This is a genomic window from Bradyrhizobium ottawaense (assembly GCF_900099825.1).
In the GTDB taxonomy this organism is placed as follows: domain Bacteria; phylum Pseudomonadota; class Alphaproteobacteria; order Rhizobiales; family Xanthobacteraceae; genus Bradyrhizobium; species Bradyrhizobium ottawaense_A.
The window spans coordinates 1970141-1985300 of record NZ_LT629693.1 but is presented as its reverse complement, the minus strand read 5'-3'; the positions used below and the strand labels follow the sequence as shown (position 1 = coordinate 1985300).

Below are 15160 nucleotides of genomic sequence, written 5' to 3'. Positions count from 1 at the left end.
TTTAATCGGCCGACAGCAACTCCGTCAGCGAGCGGATGATACGGTCGGGCTTGACGGTGGATTCGGCCGGCAGGCCGTCGCCGTGAACGTCGATCCAGACCGCATAGATGCCAAGGCGCTGCGGCGCCTCGACTTCCCACTCCAGATTGTCGCCGATCATCCAGGTCTCCTGTGCCGTGACGCCGAGCGCCTGCATGGCGTGCAGATAGGCGCGCTCTTCCGGCTTGCCGAAACCATGCTCGCCTTCGATCTGGATGTGATCGAAGCGATGGGTCAGTTCGAAGCGTTCGACCTTGGCGCGCTGGGTCTCGGCGGCGCCGTTGGTCACCAGCGCCAGTTTGACCCCGTGCGCCTTCAGCGCGTCGATGGCGTCATGCGCGCCGGGGAACACGTACATCGCTTCCTCGCGATAGGTGGTGAAGCGGTTGGCGAGACGGGCTGCCAGATCATCCGGCAAGGCATGGCCGCCCGCGGCGAGTGCGGCAAATCCGTCCCTGACGACGATGCGGCGCGCTTCATCCAGCTTCAGCCGCCATTCGGGCCCGGCCGCGCCCCAGAACTTGCGAGCGGAAGTGAGAACCGCCGAGGCCACCTGGTGCGGCGAGAACGGCCCGTACTCGTCGGCGAACTCGGCGGCGATCTGGTTCCAGGCGATTTCGGGGCGGCCATAGGCCGACAGGATGGTGTCATCCATGTCGATCAACATCGCGCGGGGCAGGTGCGTCATGGTCTCCAAGCCATTTCATGGCCGGACGCATGGACGGGAAGCCGCGGCCGGGCTCCCGCGCATATCAAATCCCTCGCGCCGGGTCCAATCCCGGCGAACGACGTCGCCGGGAACGATGATGGCCCGGCGACGTCAGGTGCCCTTACTTTTTCTTCTTCTTGGGCTCGTGCTCGTCCTCTTCCTCGTCTTCTTCGTCCGCTTCTTCTTCGTCTTCATGCTCGTCCTCGTCGTCCTCCTCGTCGTCGGACGGTTCGGCTTCCGCGAGTTCAAGCACGGCAAGGGGCAGTGTCTCGCGGAACAAATCGCCTTCGTTGCCCATCCACACGCACGCGGCGGTGGTCTCGCTCACCTCGACCACGCTCATCGGATGGCCGCCGGACTTCAGAATGACGACATCGCCTGGTTTTACTTCCATGACCTGCTCCTGGGATTTTGAATGACGCGAATCTCAGTCTAGCGGCCTGTCATGACAAGCCGATCAAGGCCATTTCACTTCCGGGGGCATCGACGACAGGATTGAATCGACATTGCCGCCGGTCTTCAGCCCGAACATGGTGCCGCGGTCATAGAGCAGGTTGAATTCGACGTAGCGGCCGCGGCGGATCAACTGTTCCTCGCGGTCATCAGCGGTCCACGGCGTCGCGAAATTGCGCCGCACCAGTTCGGGATAGATGTTCAGGAAGGCGCGGCCGACGTCCTGCGTAAAGGCCAGGTCGGCTTCCCAGTCGCCGGAATCATGATGGTCGTAGAAGATGCCGCCGATGCCGCGCAACTCCTTGCGATGCGGCAGATAGAAATATTCATCGCACCATTTCTTGTACTTGTCGTAATCGGCGACGCCGTTCGGCCCGGTGCAGGCCGCTTTCATGGCGGCGTGAAACGCGAGCGTATCGGCATCTTGCTGGCTGCGCCGGCGGTCGAGCACCGGCGTCAGGTCGGCGCCGCCGCCGAACCAGGCCCTGGTGGTGACGACGAAGCGGGTGTTCATGTGCACCGCCGGCACATGCGGGTTGCGCAGATGCGCGATCAGCGAAATGCCCGAGGCCCAGAACCTCGGATCGTCGGCGGCGCCCGGAATCTGCGCGCGGAATTCCGGCGAGAATTCGCCGTGCACGGTCGAGCAATGCACGCCGACCTTCTCGAACAGCCGGCCGTGCATCATCGACATCACCCCGCCGCCGCCCCCGGCCTTGCCGGTATGATCGGTGCGGTCCCACGGCGTGCGGACAAAGCGCCCGGCGCTACCCGGATAGAGCGCGGTCGGCGCGTCGTCCTCAAGTTTTTCGAAGGCGGCGCAGATATCGTTGCGCAGCGCCTCGAACCAGGTTCTGGCGCGCGCCTTGCGATCCTCGATCAGCGAAACGTCCATATACAACTCCCAACCATCTTCGCCGTCATTGCGAGGAGCGCCAGCGACGAAACAATCCAGTTTTCCCGGAAACAAGTCTGGATTGCTTCGCGGAGTTTATCATCGGGCGGCGCTTTGCGCCGACCCGTTGGCTCGCAATGACGGAAAATTCAAACCTATCCCTGCGGCCCGAAATACGTGCAGCTCTCGTTGCAACTGTCGCGGTGGACGCTGACGCGCGTGATCTTGCCGGCGTGCTGAACCCGTTCCCAGATGAAGCGCGAAATATTCTCCAGCGTCGGCGTCCCCAGCGCTTCGATCCGGTTCAGGAGCTTGTGGTCCAGCGTCTTCTGCACCTCGGCCATGCTGCGTTCGAGCAGGCCGAGATCCAGCACCATGCCGGTCGAGGGATCGGGCGTGCCGCGCACGCTCACTTCGGCGCGAAACGAGTGGCCGTGAATTTCCTCGCTGGCCGCGCCAAAGGTCGTTCCCGGCAGCGAATGCGCGGCTTCAAAGCGAAACGATTTCGTCAATTCCCACATCGTGAAAGCCCAAAATCCTATCTGATACCGAGTGTCTTGTGCGTCTGCAGGCTGAGCCGCCATTGCGGATGGCGCAGGCAATAATCCACGGTGCGTGCGGTGTTCTCGATCGCGTCGGGCCCGTCCATCGGCTGCAGCGAGAACCGCTCGAAGGCGAGGTCCGCGAAATCCTCCGGCCGGGCACCGGCCTGCGGATAGACCAGTTTCAATTCATGTCCACTGCGCACCACGAGGCCGGCACCGGCCTTGGGGCTGACGCAGACCCAGTCCATCCCATCGGGCGGCTCGATGGTGCCGTTGGTCTCGATGCCGATCGCAAAGCCGCGCGCATGCAGCGCGTCGATGAAGGCCGTGTCGACCTGCAGCAGCGGCTCGCCGCCGGTCAGGACGACGTAGCGGTTGGTATTTTCGCCGGTCCATTGCGCGGCGATGGTATCGGCGAGTTGGTCGGCCGAGGCGTATCGGCCGCCCAGCGTGCCATCGGTGCCGACAAAGTCGGTGTCGCAGAACTGGCAGGTGGCGGTGGCGCGGTCCTGTTCGCGGCCGCTCCAGAGGTTGCAGCCGGAAAACCGGCAAAACACCGCCGCGCGGCCGGCATGCGCGCCTTCGCCCTGCAACGTCAGGAAAATCTCTTTGACCGCGTAACTCACCGTCTCTGCACCATGTTTCCTTGGGCCGCCTTTATCGCTGGATCGCGGAACCGGTCTGCCGCACCGCCTCGCCCAATGCCATGGCAGCGGCCATCGCCACATTCAGCGAGCGCAAACCGGGCTTGATCGGGATCACCAGCCGCGCATCGGCAGCGGCGGCGACCTCGTCGGGAACACCAGCGGATTCCCGCCCCAACAGCAGGATATCGTCCCGGCCGTAGCGGTAATCCAGATAGGAACTGGCCGCCTTGGTTGTAAGCAGCACCAGCCGGAAGCCCGCCTCGTTACGCCATTGTTCGAATTTTGACCATGAGTCGTGACGGGTGATCGACACCTGGTCGAGATAGTCCATGCCCGCCCGGCGGAAATGCCGGTCGGACACCGGAAACCCGGCCGGCTCGATAATATGGGCCGCCACATCCAGACAGGCGCAGAGGCGTAGAATCGTCCCCGTGTTCTGGGGGATGTCAGGCTGGAAAAGGGCGATCTGCATGGTGTCGTGGCCTGCGAAGTCCCGATGAAATGTCTCGAATAAATCACGGCCAGCGCGGATTTAGTGCATTGCACCGTTGTGAGCCGATAGCGGGCTTGCGCTCGCCCGGCAAGGGTGCCAATAGAACGATTCTGGACTGCCTGTTCCGCCTGTCTGGCAGGGATAATGCGGTCGTTCTGCCGCCGCGGGGGCCGCGGGCGCCGGCAGCCTCTTCCGGACGCGCTTTCCGCGTCTGCGGGGCGGTTCCGCTGGCTGCAGATGAGAAAGGGCTTGGAATCGTGACGACAGCGTCTTCGGCGGACCATCCGACACGCCGTGATTTCCTTTTTGTTGCAACGGGAGCCGTCGCCGCCGTCGGCGCAGCCGCCACCGTGTGGCCGCTGATCTCCCAGATGAACCCGGACGCCTCGACCATTGCGGCCGGCGCGCCGATCGAGGTCGATCTGGCTCCGATTGCCGAAGGACAGGACATCAAGGTGTTCTGGCGCGGCAAGCCGATCTACATCAGCCACCGTACCAAGAAGCAGATCGACGAAGCCCGCAGCGTGCCGGTTTCGAGCCTGCCCGATCCGGCCACCGATCAATCGCGGGTCAAGGACGGCCACGACCAGTGGCTCGTCGTCATCGGCATCTGCACCCATCTCGGCTGCATCCCGATCGCCCATGAGGGCAATTACGACGGCTTCTTCTGCCCCTGCCACGGTTCGCAGTACGACTCCTCGGGCCGTATTCGCCAGGGGCCGGCTCCGGCCAACCTGCCGGTACCGCCCTATGCCTTCGTTTCCGATAGCAAAATCCAGATCGGCTAAGGGCTCGGACATCCGTCCGAGACCCCTTAATCCGTCGCGTCGTCTTACTTCCTCAGGATCGCATCAATGAGCGGACCATCCGATTTCCAGCCGACCAATCCCGCCTTGAAGTGGATCGAACGGCGCCTCCCGATCATGGGACTCGTGCACTCCTCGTTCGTGGCGTATCCGACGCCGCGCAACCTGAACTACTGGTGGACCTTCGGCGCCATTCTTTCGATGATGCTGGGCGTGCAGATCCTGACCGGCGTGATCCTGGCGATGCACTACACGCCGCATGCCGATCTCGCCTTCAAGTCGGTCGAGCTGCTCGTCCGCGACGTCAATTACGGCTGGCTGCTGCGCAACATCCACGCCAGCGGCGCCTCGATGTTCTTCCTGGCCGTCTACGTCCACATGTTCCGCGGCCTGTATTACGGGTCGTACAAGGAGCCGCGTGAAGTGCTCTGGATCCTCGGCGTCATCATTTACTTGCTGATGATGGCCACGGGCTTCATGGGTTACGTGCTGCCGTGGGGCCAGATGAGCTTCTGGGGCGCCACCGTCATCACCAATCTGTTCTCGGCCGTGCCCTATTTCGGCGAGAGCATCGTGACGCTGCTGTGGGGCGGCTATTCGGTCGGCAATCCGACGCTGAACCGCTTCTTCTCGCTGCACTACCTGCTGCCGTTCGTAATCGCCGGCGTGGTCGTGCTGCACATCTGGGCGCTGCACGTTGCCGGTCAGAACAACCCGGCCGGCGTCGAGGCGAAGACCGAAAAGGACACTGTGCCTTTCACGCCCTACGCCACCATCAAGGATGCGTTCGGCGTCTCCTGCTTCATGCTGTTCTTCGCCTGGTTCATTTTCTACATGCCGAACTATCTCGGCGACGCCGACAACTACATTCCGGCGAACCCCGGCGTGACGCCCGCGCACATCGTGCCGGAATGGTATTACCTGCCGTTCTACGCCATCCTGCGCTCGATCCCGAACAAGCTCGCCGGTGTCGCCGGGATGTTCGGCGCGATCATCGTGCTGGCGTTCCTGCCCTGGCTCGACAACGCCAGGACCCGTTCGTCGAAATATCGTCCGCTGGCCAAGCAGTTCTTCTGGGTCTTCGTCGTCGTCTGCATCGGACTTGGCTATCTCGGCGCGCAGCCGCCGGAAGGCATCTATGTGATCGCCGGCCGTATCCTGACCTTCTGCTACTTCGCCTATTTCCTGATCCTGCTGCCGTTGCTGAGCCGGATCGAGAAGCCGCGTCCGGTGCCGAATTCGATCGCCGAAGACGTGCTGGCGAAGTCGGCCGGCAAGGTCATGGCGTCGATCGCGATCGCGCTCGCCGTCGCCGGCGGCCTGTTCGCAGGCAGCGTGCAGAACGCGCGCGCCGAGGAGCATTCGGACTCGCCGCCATCCCAGAAGTGGTCGTTCGCGGGCCCGGTGGGCACATTCGATCGCGGCTCGCTGCAGCGCGGCCTGAAGGTTTACAAGGAAGTCTGCTCGGCCTGCCACGGCCTGTCCTACATTGCCTTCCGCAATCTCGCCGATGCCGGCGGCCCCGGCTATTCGGTGGCCCAGGCGGCGGCGTTCGCGTCGGACTACAAGGTCAAGGACGGTCCCAACGATCAGGGCGAGATGTTCGATCGGCCGGGCCGGCCGGCCGACTATTTCCCGTCGCCGTTCGCGAACGAGCAGGCGGCCCGCGCGGCCAATGGCGGCGCCTATCCGCCGGACCTGTCGCTGATCACGAAGGCGCGTTCCTACAAGCGCGGCTTCCCGACCTTCATCTTTGACTTCTTCAGCCAGTACCAGGAACAGGGTCCGGATTACGTCGACGCGATCCTGCAGGGTTTTGAGGAAAAGCCGCCGGCCGGCGTGACCATTCCCGACGGCTCCTACTACAACAAGTATTTCCCCGGCCACGCCATCAAGATGCCGAAGCCGCTCAGCGACGGCCAGGTGACCTTTGACGACGGTTCGCCGGCCACCGTTGCGCAATACGCCAAGGACGTCACCACGTTCCTGATGTGGGCCGCGGAGCCGCACATGGAAGCGCGCAAGAGGCTGGGCCTGCAGGTGTTCGTGTTCCTGATCCTGCTCAGCGTCCTCTTGTACTTCACCAAGAAGAAGGTCTGGGCCAACGCCCACTGAGACCGCCTTCGACGGCGAATTCGGAAAAGCCCCTGCGGGGGCTTTTTTGTTGTCTCTTCGTGATGACGGGCTAGTGCATTGCATCCGGGCCGCCCAGCGGACAAAATGCTCGCCAATCAGCCAGAAATCATCCCGGAGGAAATCATGGGTACCAGCATCACCTTCAAGCGCCCGGACGGCAAGGACGCCAACGGCTACCTCGCCAATGCCGCGCGCGGCAATGCACCGGGCGTGGTCGTGATCCAGGAATGGTGGGGGCTGTGCGACCAGATCAAGGGCCTGTGCGACCGCTTCGCGGTGGCGGGCTTCGACGCGCTGGCGCCCGATCTCTACAAGGGCAAGGTCGTGCCGTATCACGACACCGACGCCGCGGGCAAAGAGATGAACTCGCTGGATTTCATGGACGCCACCACGCAGACCGTGCGCGGCGCGGCGCAATATCTGTCAAAGAACGGCGCCAAGGTCGGCCTGACCGGCTTTTGTCTGGGCGGCGCGGTGACCATCATCGGCGCCGTCAAGGTCCCCGAGCTCACTGCCGGCGTCGTGTTCTACGGCATTCCGCCGGAGCAGGCGGCCAAGCCCGCCGACGTCAAAATTCCGCTGCAGGCCCATTTCGCCAACAAGGACGACTGGTGCACGCCGGCGCTGGTCGACGGTTTCGAGAAGGCGATGAAGGCGGCCGGCAAGTCGCTCGAGCTGTTTCGCTATGACGCCGAACACGCCTTCGTCAACGAGCAGCGGCAATCGGTGCACGACCGCCACGCCGCGGAATTGGCCTGGGGCCGGGCGACGGAGTTCTTCAAAAAGCATCTCGGGTGAGAATGAAGGTCTTCTGCACAGGTGCGTCCGGCTATATCGGCGGATCGGTGGCCGCGCATCTGATTGCCGCCGGGCATCAGGTCACCGGCCTGGTTCGCTCGCAGGAAAAGGCCGATGCGGTTCGCGCCCGCGGCATTCAGCCGTTGCTGGGAACGCTGGATGACGCGGAGCGCCTGGTACAGGCGGCCCACGCCGCCGACATCGTCGTCAATGCGGCGAGCGCCGATCACAAGGGGGCGGTCACCGCCCTGCTTGACGCGCTGGCCGGCAGCGGCAAGCCCTTCATCCACACATCAGGATCGAGCATCGTCGGTACACGCAGCCATGGGCACCGCTCCGACGCGGTCTTTGACGAAAGCTCGGCCATCACGCCTTCGCCCGCCCGCGCGGCCCGGGTCGCGTTGAACGATCTCATCCTCAGCTACCGCGACAAGGGGTGCCGTCCGGTCATCATCTGCCCGAGCCTGATCTACGGTCTCGGCCTTGGCGTCGAGCCACACTCGACGCAGGTGCCGCTGTTGATCGACCTCGCCAAAAAGCGAGGTTGCGCCGCTTATGCCGGGCCCGGCGAGAACATCTGGTCGAACGTGCATATCGACGATCTGGTGACGCTCTATGCGCTCGCCATCGAGAAGGCGGCGGCGGGAGCGTTCTTCTTTGCCGAGAACGGCGAAAATTCGATGCGCGAGGTTTGCGAGGCCATTAACCGCATGCTGGGTCTTGCGGGACCACCGATGGCGATGTCGATGGAAGAGGCGGCCGCCGAATGGGGCGAGGGCACGGCCGAGGATACGATGGCTTCCAACAGCAGGGTGCGCGCGGTCCGGGCGCGGCAACTCGGCTGGAAGCCGAAAGCGCGGAGCCTGATCGAGGAGATCGAACAGGGGTGTTACCGCTAGAGCGTTTTCCAGCGAAGTGGAGACCGGTTCGCGTCAAGAAAACGCGTCAAATCAGAAATCTAGAGCCCTGTTCCGATTCCATCGGAACGGGGCTCTAGAGCATTTTCCATTTTCTGTGAATCGAAGGGATTCCCATTGAGCTGCGAATAAGATTCTGTGGCCTTCTCGGACTGAGGAGGCTGGCAATGGGGTATTCGAACGACTTACGAATTCGAGTGATCCAGGTTGTTGAGGGTGGCGCGGCGGCGCGGGCTGCGGCAAGACAGTTTGTGATTGGGGATTCGACGGCGATCCGCTGGGCACAGCGCTGGCGGGAGACCGGTAGCTTTGAGGCCAAATCCAACAAGGGTCAGAGCCGGTCGCCGTTGAAGAAGCATGAGGAATGGTTGCTTGGGTTGGTTCGGCAGGAACCGGACCTGACTCTGGAAGAGATCCAGCGCCGTCTGCTCGATGAGCATCAACAAAAGGCGGGAATCGGGTCGGTCTGGCGGTTCTTCGACCGCCACGGCATCAGCTTCAAAAAAAAGCGTTCGGGCGGCCGAGCAAGATCGGCCTGACGTCGCCGCGGCGCGGACGGCATGGGCGGACAATCAACCCAAGCTCGATCCCGACCGACTGGTCTTCATCGACGAAACCGGCACCTCGACCAAGATGGCACGGCTGTACGGCCGGGCTCCGCGCGGCGAGCGGCTGGTCGGCAAAATCCCGCATGGTCACTGGAAAACCAGCACCTTTGTTGCGGGCCTGCGCTCCACAGCCCTTACCGCACCATGCGTCATCGACGGCCCGATGAACGGCAATGCCTTCCTCGCCTATGTCGAACAGGTCCTGGTACCGACCCTCAAGCCAAACGACATTGTCGTGCTGGACAATCTCAGTGCCCATAAGGTGCCGGGGATACGTGAAGCGATCGAAGCTGCAGGCGCAAAGCTGCTTTACCTGCCTCCCTATTCGCCGGACTTCAATCCGATCGAGCAGCTCTTCGCAAAACTCAAAGCCTTGTTACGAAAGGCTGCCGAGCGCTCCGTGGAGAGCCTCTGGAACCGCATCGCCTGCCTGCTCGACGCCTTCCTGCCGGACGAATGCGCCAACTACTTCCGCAACTCCGGATATGCCGCATGCTAGGTGGAAAATGCTCTAGCCGTGCCAACCGCGGATTTATCAGCCGCACGCAGCTATTGCTTCACCCCGTCCCACCACGCGCAGGTTCCGGACATCAGCTTGTAATTGCCTTCCATCACCTGCACCGGGGCCCGCAGGCCGCTGGCTGCGGCGTGCATCCGCATCTCGCGTGCCACCGCGCGGTCTTCCGGCGGCAGCCAGACCCGCTCGTGGCCCCACAGGCTCGGGCCGTCATGCATCTCGACCGGTTGCCAGGTCGCGGGATCGATCTCGCGGCCGCCCCAGCCGCATTCGATCATGAACGAGGACGGCGTCTTGGCGTAGAACGAGGTCATGAAATCGTTGGTGTGGCGGCCGAGCGTGACGCCGATGCGGTCGTCCTGGGTCAGCGCGATGTCGTAAGCCTGGCCGACATCGTCGAGCGAAAACAACTCGACCATCAAATGGTGCATGCCGTTCCTGCCGGTCTCGATCAGCGCCAGGCTGTGATGCCGCGCGTTGACGTGGAAGAAATAGGCGCGGAACGGCTTTTCGATGTAGTCGGAAAGCCCGAAGCCGAGCACGTCGACATAGAACGCCATCATGGGGTCGATGTTTTCGACCGTCAGCACGGCATGGCCGAGGCCGAGCGGGCCGGTGCGAAAACCCGAGATCGATCGTCCCGGGCTGAACGGCGTCTCATCGATCTCGGGGCCGTAAAATGCCTCGAGCCGGTTGCCGGCGGGATCGGGGAACGAAATCAGGCTGCGGACGCGCCTCGCATCGGCCAGCGTCTGCGGCTCGGCCGTGACGTGGACGCCGGCCTGTTCCAGCCGGGCCGCGAGGGCGTCCAGTGCAGCGGCATCCGCGACCTCCCAGCCGAAGAAACGCGCGCCTTCGCCCATGGCGCGGTCGATGACGATACGTTGTTTGCGGTCGTCCATCCGGAACGCCAGCAGCGAATTGCCGCGCTCGACCGCCTGCAGGCCGACGAGCCCGGTGCCGAACTGCCGCCAGTCCTCGAGCGCGGCCGATCCGAACCCTGCATATCCCAGACCGAGCAATGCCATCTGTTGCCTCCCTCGTGTCAATTCCGGGCGGTTCGCCCGCCGCTTCCTCAGTGCGAATGCTACGCGTATTTTGCCGCTTTCAAACCCCAAAAGTTGGGCGCGGAGGCCTGCCGGCCTCGCCCGGCCGTCTCTTGACATCGTCGGCGGCGGATGGTGTTTAACCGGCATGAACACCGTCGTCCGCCCATCCCGTCTCTGGTGGCGCACCTCTTAAAGAGGTGGCCGGTGCGATTTCATTTTCCCAAAATCGTCGAAGGTCGCCATCGCAGTGCGACGGTCCTTCGTTTGTCCTGTGTGGCGCTCCCTCCCGAAGTTTCGTAAGAGGATCACATGAACAGGACAGCCTTTTCCCTGCCGGAGCACAGCGAATACCGGACCCGTGGCGGCCTCGTGGTGTCGCGGGCGGTCGAGCAGTTCACCGGCAATGCCAAACGGCTCGACGATCTGATCGACCTGCTCGATCGCCGCCGCGGCGTGGTGCTGTCCTCGGGCACCACGGTGCCGGGCCGCTATGAGAGTTTCGACCTCGGCTTTTCCGATCCGCCGCTGGTGCTGGAAACCACAGGCTCCAACTTTTCGCTGACCGCGCTCAACGCCCGCGGCGAGGTGCTGATCGCCTTTCTCGGCGACGCGCTGCGCGAACCCTGCGTCGTCATCTCGGAGAAAAGTGCTGCGCGCCTGGCCGGCCATATCATCCGCGGTGCGGCGCCGGTCGACGAAGACCAGCGCACCCGCCGCGCCAGCGTGATGTCGCTGGTGCGCGATCTCGTGGCTGCCCTGTCGTCCAATGACGATCCGATGCTCGGCCTGTTCGGCGCCTTTGCCTACGACCTCGTGTTCCAGATCGAGGACCTCGTGCAGAAGCGCGCGCGCGAAAGCGACCAGCGCGACATCGTGCTGTACGTGCCGGATCGCCTGCTGGCCTACGACCGCGCCACCGGCCGCGGCGTGGTGCTGAGCTACGACTTCGCCTGGAACGGAAAATCCACCCAGGGGCTGCCGCGCGAAACCGCCGAGAGCATCTACGCCAAATCGCCGCGGCAGGGATTTGCCGATCACGCGCCCGGCGAATATCAGGCCACCGTCGAGTTTGCCCGCGCGGCGTTCGCGCGCGGCGACCTGTTCGAGGCGGTTCCGGGGCAGTTGTTCGCCGAACCCTGCGAGCGCTCGCCGGCGGAAGTGTTCCAGCGGCTGTGCCGCATCAACCCGTCGCCCTATGGCGCGCTGATGAATCTCGGCGAGGGCGAATTTCTGGTGTCGGCCTCGCCGGAAATGTTCGTGCGCTCCGACGGCCGGCGGGTCGAGACCTGTCCGATCTCGGGCACGATCGCGCGCGGCGCCGACGCGATCGGCGATGCCGAGCAGATCCGGCAGTTGCTGAATTCGGAAAAGGACGAATTCGAACTCAACATGTGCACCGACGTCGACCGCAACGACAAGGCGCGGGTCTGCGTGCCGGGAACTATTAAAGTTCTCGCGCGGCGGCAGATCGAGACCTATTCGAAACTGTTTCATACCGTCGACCATGTCGAAGGCATTTTGCGGCCGGGCTTTGACTCGCTCGATGCGTTCCTGACCCATGCCTGGGCGGTGACGGTGACCGGCGCCCCGAAATTGTGGGCGATGCAGTTCGTCGAGGACAATGAGCGTTCGTCGCGGCGCTGGTATGCCGGCGCGATCGGTGCGGTGAATTTCGACGGCAGCATCAATACCGGGCTCACCATCCGCACCATCCGGATGAAGGATGGCCTGGCCGAAGTCCGCGTCGGCGCCACCTGCCTGTTTGATTCCGATCCCGCCGCGGAAGACCGCGAATGCCAGGTCAAGGCGGCGGCCTTGTTTCAGGCGCTGCGCGGCGATCCGCCAAAACCGTTGTCGGCGTTTGCGCCCGACGCCAGCGGTTCGGGCAAGAAGGTGCTGCTGATCGATCACGACGACAGTTTCGTGCACATGCTGGCGGATTATTTCCGCCAGGTCGGCGCCGACGTCACCGTGGTCCGGCATATCCATGCGCAGGACATGCTGAAGAAGAAGTGGGATCTCCTGGTGCTGTCGCCGGGGCCGGGAAGACCCGAGGATTTCGGAATCTCTAAAACCATTGGCACCGCGCTCGACAACAAGCTGCCGATCTTCGGCGTCTGCCTCGGCGTGCAGGCGATCGGCGAATATTTCGGCGGCCAGCTCGGCCAGCTCGGCCAGCCCGCGCACGGACGGCCGTCGCGAATCCAGGTCCGCGGCGGACGGCTGATGCAGAACCTGCCCAATGAAATCGTCATCGGCCGCTATCATTCGCTCTTCGTCGAGCGCGACAGCGTGCCTGATGTGCTCGAGGTCACCGCGACCACCGAGGACGGCGTCGCGATGGCGATCGAACACAGATCATTGCCGGTCGGCGGCGTGCAGTTTCATCCGGAGTCGCTGATGTCGCTCGGCGGCGAGGTGGGCCTGCGCATTGTCGAGAACGCGTTCCGGCTCGGCGTGCCGGCCAACTGAGGATTGCGAGAACCCGATGACATTCGACCACGATCTGAAGGCCACCGTCCGCACCATTCCGGATTACCCGAAGCCGGGCATCCTGTTTCGCGACATCACCACGCTGCTGGCGGACGCGCGCGCCTTCCGCCGCGCGGTCGATGAACTGGTGCAGCCCTGGGCCGGCAACAAGATCGACAAGGTCGCCGGCATCGAGGCGAGGGGCTTTATCCTTGGCGGCGCCGTGGCGCATCAGGTCTCGGCTGGCTTCGTGCCGATCCGCAAGAAAGGCAAGCTGCCGCACACCACGGTGCGGATCGCTTATTCCCTGGAATACGGTCTCGATGAAATGGAAATGCATGCCGATGCCGTGCACCCCGGCGAGCGCGTGATCCTTGTGGACGATCTCATCGCCACCGGCGGCACCGCGGAAGGCGCGGTAAAACTGTTGCGCCAGATCGGTGCCAACGTGGTCGCGGCCTGCTTCATCATCGACCTGCCGGATCTCGGCGGCGCCGCCAAGTTGCGCGCGATGGACGTGCCGGTGCGAACGCTGATGGCGTTCGACGGGCATTGATTGTCGTCCCGGCGAAAGCCGGCACCCATAGCCACCGTCGGTGATTGTTGGAGAAGGCATCAGCCATCTTGCGCTCTCGCGAGAGCAACGCGGTATGGGTCCCCTGAGTTCACAAACGAAGTGCAACACTTCCGATTGGAGGTGTTGCCATGGGGCGGAGTTACGGACAGCTTTCGCTGGAAGATCGATGCGAGATTGCCCGGCTTTCTGCCAATGGCAGCTCGGTCCGGCAAATCGCGGCAGCTCTGGATCGCTCGCCATCAACGATTTCTCGGGAACTGAAGCGCAATCGCGGCGCCCAGGTGGGGTACAAACCCGGCTACGCCCAGCAGCAGACCAAAGCGCGGCGCTGGAAGGGCTCGCGCCTGGAACGCGATGAGAGCTTGCGAGCCGCCGTCCTTGAGCGGCTCGCGAGCGGATGGTCGCCCGAGCAGATCGCCGGCCGGCTCAAGCACGAGCAGCGGCGCAAGGTGATCTCCTATGAGAGCATCTATCGCTTCATCTACGCCCAGCTTGCCCGCACCAGAGACTACCGTTGGCGGCACTATCTGCCCCGTGGCAAAAGCAAGCGCGGCTGCCGGGGCAGGAAGGGCGGAGGCTCGCCAAACTTCATTGAAGGCCGTGTTCCGGTGGCAAAACGGCCGATCGAGGTCTCCACTCGCCAGACCTGCGGTCACTGGGAAGCCGACCTGATGATGTTCTCAAAATACGGGCAGGCCATCCTGACCGTGCATGAGCGCAAGTCCCGCCTCTTGCTGGCGATCCGGCTGGCCAACAAGGCGGCTCACGGCGTCGCCCGCCATCTCGTCAACCTGTTCGGCTCCATGCCGCAACCGCTTCGTCAGACCGTGACCTTCGACAACGGCACCGAGTTCGCTCGTCACCTCGCGTTGCGCAGCCTGGCGATCGAGACCTTCTTCTGCGATCCCTACGCCCCCTGGCAAAAGGGCGGCATCGAGAACGCCATCGGCAGGATGCGCCGCTTCATGCCCCGCAAAACCGACCTCGCAACACTCTCAAACAGCCGATTTCGCAGTCTCGTTGCCGCCTACAACAACACCCGCGCAAATGCCTTGACTTCAGGACCCCGGCTGAGACCTTTGCCCAAGTGTTGCACTTCGAGTGTGAATCCACCTCCCGGCGTTCGCCGGGACGACGGGTCTCTCAGGTCGCCATCGCGCCCAGCTCCGATCGCCAATGCAGCACGCGCTCCTTCAGCAGCGCATCGCGGACATAGGGGATCTCTTCCTCTTCCAGCCGTTCGCACTCCGCGAACGTCAGGCTGTCGGGCCCGTGCGTGGTCCATGCCGCCTGCAGGCTGCGGCAGGTATGGCTGCCCTGGCGCAGCGAGAACCAGATCCGGTTCTGGATCTTCTCCAGGTTGGGCGACTGTCCCACCCATGTCTCCGCGGTAGCCGCGCAGCGGACGACGTAAATCCCAGCGATCGTCTTTCGCTCCTTGTAGGCGGCGATCGCTGCCTTTCGGTCTGACGTCACGGGGTAGCCTCGCGGGGTTTCAG

15 protein-coding genes and 1 pseudogene are annotated in these 15160 nt (G+C 63.6%); 8 read left to right on the top strand and 8 right to left on the bottom strand.

From position 1 onward, the window contains the following. Position 1: 1 nt before the first annotated feature. From BLR13_RS09260 to BLR13_RS09235, 6 genes are all read right to left on the bottom strand, one after another. Complete coding sequence (locus tag BLR13_RS09260) at positions 2 to 727, bottom strand: HAD family hydrolase (protein WP_074825262.1); 726 nt, start codon at positions 725 to 727, stop codon at positions 2 to 4. Between the two features lie 142 nt (positions 728 to 869). Next, positions 870 to 1142, bottom strand: a complete 273-nt coding sequence (locus BLR13_RS09255) for a DUF2158 domain-containing protein (RefSeq protein WP_074825263.1) — start codon at positions 1140 to 1142, stop codon at positions 870 to 872. A 63-nt stretch (positions 1143 to 1205) separates the two neighbouring features. Continuing rightward, positions 1206 to 2096, bottom strand: a complete 891-nt coding sequence (gene hemF, locus BLR13_RS09250; RefSeq protein WP_091976406.1) for an oxygen-dependent coproporphyrinogen oxidase — start codon at positions 2094 to 2096, stop codon at positions 1206 to 1208. Positions 2097 to 2251: 155 nt separating this feature from the next. Next, entirely contained in the window at positions 2252 to 2617 is a 366-nt protein-coding gene (locus tag BLR13_RS09245; protein WP_074825265.1) for a 6-pyruvoyl trahydropterin synthase family protein, read from the bottom strand. Between the two features lie 17 nt (positions 2618 to 2634). After that, positions 2635 to 3267, bottom strand: a complete 633-nt coding sequence (queE, locus tag BLR13_RS09240) for a 7-carboxy-7-deazaguanine synthase (RefSeq protein ID WP_074825266.1) — start codon at positions 3265 to 3267, stop codon at positions 2635 to 2637. Between the two features lie 31 nt (positions 3268 to 3298). Beyond that, positions 3299 to 3760, bottom strand: coding sequence for a tRNA (cytidine(34)-2'-O)-methyltransferase (locus BLR13_RS09235; protein WP_074825268.1), 462 nt, complete (start codon positions 3758 to 3760; stop codon positions 3299 to 3301). Between the two features lie 278 nt (positions 3761 to 4038). Between BLR13_RS09235 and petA the strand changes: the two genes are divergently transcribed. From petA to BLR13_RS09210, 5 genes are all read left to right on the top strand, one after another. Continuing rightward, positions 4039 to 4569, top strand: coding sequence for a ubiquinol-cytochrome c reductase iron-sulfur subunit (gene petA / locus BLR13_RS09230; protein ID WP_074825270.1), 531 nt, complete (start codon positions 4039 to 4041; stop codon positions 4567 to 4569). A 66-nt stretch (positions 4570 to 4635) separates the two neighbouring features. Beyond that, a complete protein-coding gene (locus BLR13_RS09225) occupies positions 4636 to 6702 on the top strand; it encodes a cytochrome c1 (RefSeq protein ID WP_074825272.1) in 2067 nt (688 codons plus the stop codon). A gap of 144 nt (positions 6703 to 6846) precedes the next feature. Then, a complete protein-coding gene (locus BLR13_RS09220) occupies positions 6847 to 7521 on the top strand; it encodes a dienelactone hydrolase family protein (protein WP_074831728.1) in 675 nt (224 codons plus the stop codon). Between the two features lie 2 nt (positions 7522 to 7523). Beyond that, a complete protein-coding gene (locus tag BLR13_RS09215) occupies positions 7524 to 8420 on the top strand; it encodes an NAD-dependent epimerase/dehydratase family protein (protein WP_074825273.1) in 897 nt (298 codons plus the stop codon). 179 nt (positions 8421 to 8599) lie between these two features. After that, a protein-coding gene (locus BLR13_RS09210; RefSeq protein WP_143039769.1) for an IS630 family transposase occupies positions 8600 to 9545 on the top strand; the annotation gives its coding sequence in 2 pieces (ribosomal slippage) (positions 8600 to 8937 and positions 8936 to 9545; 948 coding nt in all). 50 nt (positions 9546 to 9595) lie between these two features. Here the strand turns inward: BLR13_RS09210 and BLR13_RS09205 are convergent. Continuing rightward, positions 9596 to 10591 (bottom strand): VOC family protein, encoded by a 996-nt coding sequence (locus BLR13_RS09205; RefSeq protein WP_074825275.1) that lies wholly within the window; start codon positions 10589 to 10591, stop codon positions 9596 to 9598. Between the two features lie 330 nt (positions 10592 to 10921). Here BLR13_RS09205 and BLR13_RS09200 point away from each other — a divergent pair, with 330 nt between their 5' ends. From BLR13_RS09200 to BLR13_RS42550, 3 genes and pseudogenes are all read left to right on the top strand, one after another. Beyond that, positions 10922 to 13084 carry an anthranilate synthase component I gene (locus tag BLR13_RS09200; RefSeq protein WP_079586485.1) on the top strand — a complete coding sequence of 721 codons (2163 nt, stop codon included), beginning with the start codon at positions 10922 to 10924 and terminating at the stop codon, positions 13082 to 13084. A 16-nt stretch (positions 13085 to 13100) separates the two neighbouring features. Continuing rightward, positions 13101 to 13640: an adenine phosphoribosyltransferase gene (locus BLR13_RS09195; protein WP_074825279.1), complete on the top strand. Its 540-nt coding sequence runs from the start codon at positions 13101 to 13103 to the stop codon at positions 13638 to 13640. Between the two features lie 149 nt (positions 13641 to 13789). After that, a pseudogene (locus BLR13_RS42550) lies at positions 13790 to 14775 on the top strand (IS30 family transposase); the annotation flags it as partial. A gap of 29 nt (positions 14776 to 14804) precedes the next feature. On the opposite strand, the gene BLR13_RS09185 reads toward BLR13_RS42550, so the two are convergent. Then, positions 14805 to 15137: a GIY-YIG nuclease family protein gene (locus tag BLR13_RS09185; protein WP_074825283.1), complete on the bottom strand. Its 333-nt coding sequence runs from the start codon at positions 15135 to 15137 to the stop codon at positions 14805 to 14807. Positions 15138 to 15160 lie beyond the last annotated feature (23 nt).

Excerpts from the sequence above, each read along its gene's own strand:
- BLR13_RS09260 (WP_074825262.1), bottom strand. The coding sequence starts at position 727 with ATGACGCACCTGCCCCGCGCGATGTTGATCGACATGGATGACACCATC.
- BLR13_RS09255 (WP_074825263.1), bottom strand. The coding sequence starts at position 1,142 with ATGGAAGTAAAACCAGGCGATGTCGTCATTCTGAAGTCCGGCGGCCAT.
- hemF (WP_091976406.1), bottom strand. The coding sequence starts at position 2,096 with ATGGACGTTTCGCTGATCGAGGATCGCAAGGCGCGCGCCAGAACCTGG.
- BLR13_RS09245 (WP_074825265.1), bottom strand. The coding sequence starts at position 2,617 with ATGTGGGAATTGACGAAATCGTTTCGCTTTGAAGCCGCGCATTCGCTG.
- BLR13_RS09235 (WP_074825268.1), bottom strand. The coding sequence starts at position 3,760 with ATGCAGATCGCCCTTTTCCAGCCTGACATCCCCCAGAACACGGGGACG.
- BLR13_RS09225 (WP_074825272.1), top strand. The coding sequence starts at position 4,636 with ATGAGCGGACCATCCGATTTCCAGCCGACCAATCCCGCCTTGAAGTGG.
- BLR13_RS09220 (WP_074831728.1), top strand. The coding sequence starts at position 6,847 with ATGGGTACCAGCATCACCTTCAAGCGCCCGGACGGCAAGGACGCCAAC.
- BLR13_RS09215 (WP_074825273.1), top strand. The coding sequence starts at position 7,524 with ATGAAGGTCTTCTGCACAGGTGCGTCCGGCTATATCGGCGGATCGGTG.
- BLR13_RS09205 (WP_074825275.1), bottom strand. The coding sequence starts at position 10,591 with ATGGCATTGCTCGGTCTGGGATATGCAGGGTTCGGATCGGCCGCGCTC.
- BLR13_RS09200 (WP_079586485.1), top strand. The coding sequence starts at position 10,922 with ATGAACAGGACAGCCTTTTCCCTGCCGGAGCACAGCGAATACCGGACC.
- BLR13_RS09195 (WP_074825279.1), top strand. The coding sequence starts at position 13,101 with ATGACATTCGACCACGATCTGAAGGCCACCGTCCGCACCATTCCGGAT.